The 4,677-nt window shown below is 65.2% G+C and carries 4 protein-coding genes and 1 pseudogene; 4 read left to right on the top strand and 1 reads right to left on the bottom strand.

From position 1 onward, the window contains the following. Positions 1 to 387: 387 nt before the first annotated feature. The 4 genes and pseudogenes from rplU (at position 388) to proB (ending at position 3,791) form a co-directional block, all read left to right on the top strand. Positions 388 to 699 carry a 50S ribosomal protein L21 gene (gene rplU / locus RHBS_RS24625; RefSeq protein ID WP_032394581.1) on the top strand — a complete coding sequence of 104 codons (312 nt, stop codon included), beginning with the start codon at positions 388 to 390 and terminating at the stop codon, positions 697 to 699. A gap of 59 nt (positions 700 to 758) precedes the next feature. Further along, complete coding sequence (gene rpmA / locus RHBS_RS24620; protein WP_032379202.1) at positions 759 to 1,022, top strand: 50S ribosomal protein L27; 264 nt, start codon at positions 759 to 761, stop codon at positions 1,020 to 1,022. Positions 1,023 to 1,197: 175 nt separating this feature from the next. After that, entirely contained in the window at positions 1,198 to 2,649 is a 1,452-nt protein-coding gene (gene obgE / locus RHBS_RS24615) for a GTPase ObgE (protein ID WP_121869471.1), read from the top strand. Positions 2,650 to 2,711: 62 nt separating this feature from the next. Further along, a pseudogene (proB, locus tag RHBS_RS24610) lies at positions 2,712 to 3,791 on the top strand (glutamate 5-kinase). On the opposite strand, the gene RHBS_RS24605 reads toward proB, so the two are convergent. Continuing rightward, complete coding sequence (locus RHBS_RS24605) at positions 3,764 to 4,603, bottom strand: Sir2 family NAD-dependent protein deacetylase (protein ID WP_183130385.1); 840 nt, start codon at positions 4,601 to 4,603, stop codon at positions 3,764 to 3,766. The pseudogene proB and the gene RHBS_RS24605 sit on opposite strands and share 28 nt — an antisense overlap. Positions 4,604 to 4,677: the final 74 nt, after the last annotated feature.

Raw genomic sequence — 4,677 nt, 5'->3', positions numbered from 1 at the left:
TCGGCAGGGAGACGGCCAGGGTCAAACTGCCCTGTCCCACTAGGCATCGATGTCCACCGGAGGACCTGCAGGCCGCGCTGCCTGCGGCACGTCCTCGCAGACGGCGCGCGGCAGCGCGGCCTGCAGGTCCTCCGGTGGACATCGATGCCTAGTGGGACAGGGCAGTTTGACCCTGGCCGTCTCCCTGCCGTAACCTTGATAAGTCGCTCCCGGTGACACCGTTCTGCTGTGCCGTAGTGGCCCTGTAGGAAACAACGGTTCTCGAGCGGGCCGAGATGATCATCATCCCGGCCGGCCGATAGGGAGCAAGCAAACACGTTTTACCAGACCAGTCGTGTTGCCATGCGCAACGCGAGCAAGTTCGAAGAAGCAAGGGGTAGCCCTCCGATGGCAACGTACGCGATCGTCAAGACCGGCGGAAAGCAGTACAAGGTCGCTGTTGGTGACCTCGTCAAGGTCGAGAAGATCGAGGGAGCGCCCGGCACTGCTGTCTCGCTTGCTCCGGTCCTCGTCGTAGACGGATCCGACCTGACCACAGATGCAGACAAGCTGGCGAAGATCTCGGTCGCCGGTGAGATCGTCGAGCACACCAAGGGCCCGAAGATCCGCATCCACAAGTTCAAGAACAAGACCGGATACCACAAGCGTCAGGGACATAGGCAGAAGCTCACTGTCCTCAAGGTCACCGGCATCAAGTAACCAGGTCTCTCCGGACCCGCGTTCTCCCAAGCTGATTCACCCCGAGGAGGGTATGCAACATGGCACATAAGAAGGGTGCATCAAGCTCCCGTAACGGTCGCGACTCGAACGCTCAGCGCCTCGGCGTCAAGCGTTTCGGCGGCCAGACCGTAGGCGCAGGCGAGATCCTGGTTCGTCAGCGCGGCACGCACTTCCACCCCGGCGTCAACGTCGGCCGTGGCGGCGACGACACCCTGTTCGCACTCGCCCCGGGCGCAGTCGAATTCGGTGCCAAGCGCGGTCGCAAGACCGTGAACATCGTTCCGGTCGCTGTAGAGGCCTAGTCCTTCTGCAGCGCTGGCGCTCACAATGGCCGACGCGACCGGGCAACTGCTCGAGTCGACCATCCACGGCGTACGTTCACAGCTCCCGATAGGGGCGGACCAGGGTCATGAGACCGGTCCGCCCCTATCGCTTTTTTCTCCCGATTTTTCTTTCACGAAAGGATCGAAGACAGCTATGTCACGATTCATCGACCGCGTGGTGCTGCACGTCAGCGCCGGCAAAGGTGGCAACGGCTGCTCTTCGGTTCACCGCGAAAAGTTCAAGCCTCTCGGTGGCCCCGACGGTGGTAACGGAGGACAGGGCGGCGGAGTCGTCTTCGTCGTCGACAGCAACGTGCACACCTTGCTCGACTTCCACTTCTCCAGCCATGCCAAGGCAGGCAACGGAACTCAGGGCATGGGTGGCAACCGCGAAGGTGCCAACGGCGAGGACCTGATTCTCAAGGTTCCCGACGGCACCGTCGTGCTCGACAAGAAGGGCAACGTGCTCGCCGACATGATCGGCGAGGGAACACGTTTCGACGCCGCTCCGGGCGGCCGCGGTGGTCTCGGCAACGCAGCTCTCGCATCGAAGGCTCGGCGGGCACCCGGATTCGCACTGCTCGGCGAAGAGGGCATCGAACGCGAACTCGTCCTCGAACTGAAGTCCGTCGCCGATGTGGGCCTCGTCGGATTTCCGTCGGCCGGTAAGTCGTCGCTGGTCTCGGTGCTGTCCGCAGCGAAGCCGAAGATCGCCGATTACCCCTTCACCACACTGGTGCCCAACCTCGGAGTGGTCTCCAGCGGCGACACCACCTTCACCGTCGCCGACGTTCCCGGGTTGATCCCCGGAGCGAGCCAGGGCCGAGGTCTCGGGCTCGACTTCCTGCGTCACCTCGAACGCTGTGCCGTTCTCGCACACGTCGTCGACTGCGCCACACTGGATCCCGGCCGCGATCCGATCTCCGACGTCGATGCCCTCGAAGCCGAATTGGCTGCGTACAAGCCGGCCTTGTCCGGAGATGCCAGCCTCGGCGATCTGGCCGATCGGCCCCGCATCGTGGTGTTGAACAAGGCCGACATTCCGGAGGGAGCCGAGCTCGCCGAGATGGTCACCGCCGAGTTCGAGTCCCGTGGCTGGCCCGTGTACACCATCTCCGCGGTGACGCGTGCCGGACTCAAGCCGCTGACGTTCGCGTTGGCGAAGCTCGTCGAGGAGTACCGCACCGCGCATCCGGCTCCCGAGCCGCGGCGTCAGGTGCTGCGCCCGGTCGCGCGGAACGACGACAGCTTCAAGGTCGTCAAGGATCCGGATATCCCGGACGGCTTCATCGTTCGCGGTACCCGACCGGAGCGGTGGGTGCGCCAGACGCAGTTCACCAACGACGAGGCCGTCGGCTACCTCGCCGACCGTCTCGCGCGGCTCGGTGTCGAGGACGCTCTCATCAAGGCCGGCGCTCAGCCCGGTGCTTCGGTCACCATCGGCGACGTGTCGTTCGATTGGGAGCCGCAGACTCCGGCCGGTGTCGAGATCACGATGACAGGCCGTGGCACCGATGCCCGTCTCGATCAGGTCGAGCGCATCGGCGCATCCGAACGCAAGCATGCCCGCCAGGTACGACGCGGGCTCGATTCCGAACAGGAGTAGACGTGGTGTCGGTGCGTGAATCCGATTCGCCCGCAGAGGCTCTCACCGATACCCGTCGCACGATCGCCGATGCCAAGCGCATCGTGGTCAAGATCGGTTCGTCGGCGCTCACCAGCCTCGACGCGGGTCTGGATCTGAGTCGACTCGATCTGCTCGCCGACGCCATCGAATCTCGGATGCGCAGCGGCACCGACGTGGTGGTCGTGTCCTCCGGTGCGATCGGCGCAGGGATGGCACCGCTGGGCCTGACCAAGCGTCCACGAGACCTGGCGACGAAACAGGCTGCCGCGAGCGTCGGTCAGCTCGCTCTGGTCAATGCGTGGAGCTCGTCGTTCCACCGGTACGGGCGCACGGTCGGACAGGTTCTGCTCACAGCCGAGGACATCGCGCGGCGAACCAACCACCGCAATGCTCAGCGCACCCTGGATCGGCTGCGCTCGCTCGGTGCCGTCGCCATCGTCAACGAGAACGACACGGTCGCCACCGCGGAGATCCGGTTCGGCGACAACGATCGTCTGGCTGCTCTGGTCGCCCACCTCGTCGGAGCGGACGCACTGTTCCTGCTCTCGGACGTGGACGGGTTGTACGACGGTGATCCCCGCAAGGCAAGGCGACACTGATCCCGGAGGTGACCAGCCCCGAGGATCTCGACGGCGTCGTCGCCGGTTCGGGGGGAGCGCTCGGCACCGGCGGAATGGCGTCCAAGCTGTCCGCTGCGCGTCTCGCGGCCGATGCCGGTGTTCCGGTGTTGCTGGCTGCGGCATCCGATGCCGCACACGCACTGACGACCTCCGAGGTGGGCACTGCCTTCGCCGCGCGCCCGACGCGATTGTCGGCGCGCAAGTTCTGGGTTCGTCACGCTGCCGACGCCGCGGGAGAACTGCACCTCGACGCGGGGGCGGTTCGTGCGGTGGTGGAGCGGCGACGGTCGTTGTTGTCCGCCGGTATCACGTCGGTGACGGGATCGTTCCACGGCGGCGACGTGGTCTCGTTGGTCGACCACGTCGGCGTACTGGTGGCTCGCGGGGTCGTCGCGTACGACTCGGGGGGAGCTGGTCGGGATGCTCGGACGGTCGACAGGCGAGTTGGCCGCGGAGCTACAGCGGCCGGTGGTTCATGCCGACGATCTGGTTCCTGCCTGATCGACGTCGTCGGCCAGCGCGGTCGCCACCTCCGAGCAGCCGGCATGCATTGTCAGAGATGCGAATTCGTCGCCGCGGGTGGTACCGCGGTTGACGATGACGATGGGCTTCCCAGTCTTGGACGCGTGCCTGACGAACCGCAAGCCCGACATCACGGTCAGCGAGGACCCGAGCACCAGCAGTGCGTCGCTTCGGTCGACGAGATCGTATGCCTCGGCGACGCGCGGTTTGGGGACGCTCTCACCGAAGTAGACGATGTCGGGTTTGAGTATCCCCGAACATGATTCGCAGTCGACCATGCTGAAGTGCGCGGTCGAGGAAATGATCGCGTCGGCGTCGGGGGCGATCTCGACGCCCTCCGCGGGTGCGACCGACTCGAGGAAGCCGGGATTTGCTCGATCGAGCCGTCGACCCAGCTCGAAACGCGAGATCAATCGCTCGCAGTTCAGGCAGCGGACTCGGGCGTATACGCCGTGCAGGTCGATGACGTTCCGGCTGCCCGCCTTGGTGTGCAGCATGTCGACGTTCTGGGTGATGATGCCGGTGACGACGCCTGCCCGTTCGAGTCGGGCGAGTGCTCGGTGGCCGTCGTTGGGCACCGCTGCGTCCATGTGTCGCCACCCGACGTGGTTGCGTGCCCAGTAGTGCCGACGAAATTCGGCGTCGCCGATGAACTGTTGGAACGTCATCGGGTTGCGCGGCGGTGACTGCGGACCGCGGTAATCGGGAATCCCCGAGTCGGTGGACATGCCTGCGCCGCTGACGACGGTGACCGTCCTGCCGTCGAGCAGAGAAGTCAGCTGCTCGTACAGTGCCGCGGACACAGGGGATGCATTCACTTCGTCCAGGATAGCGATCCGTTGCTCGATGAGCACTGTACCGACGC

Origin of the sequence: Rhodococcus sp. BS-15, assembly GCF_000813105.1 — a bacterium.
Taxonomy (GTDB): domain Bacteria; phylum Actinomycetota; class Actinomycetes; order Mycobacteriales; family Mycobacteriaceae; genus Rhodococcoides.
The sequence above is the reverse complement of the archived record's forward strand: the minus strand, read 5'-3'. Positions and strand labels throughout refer to the sequence as shown.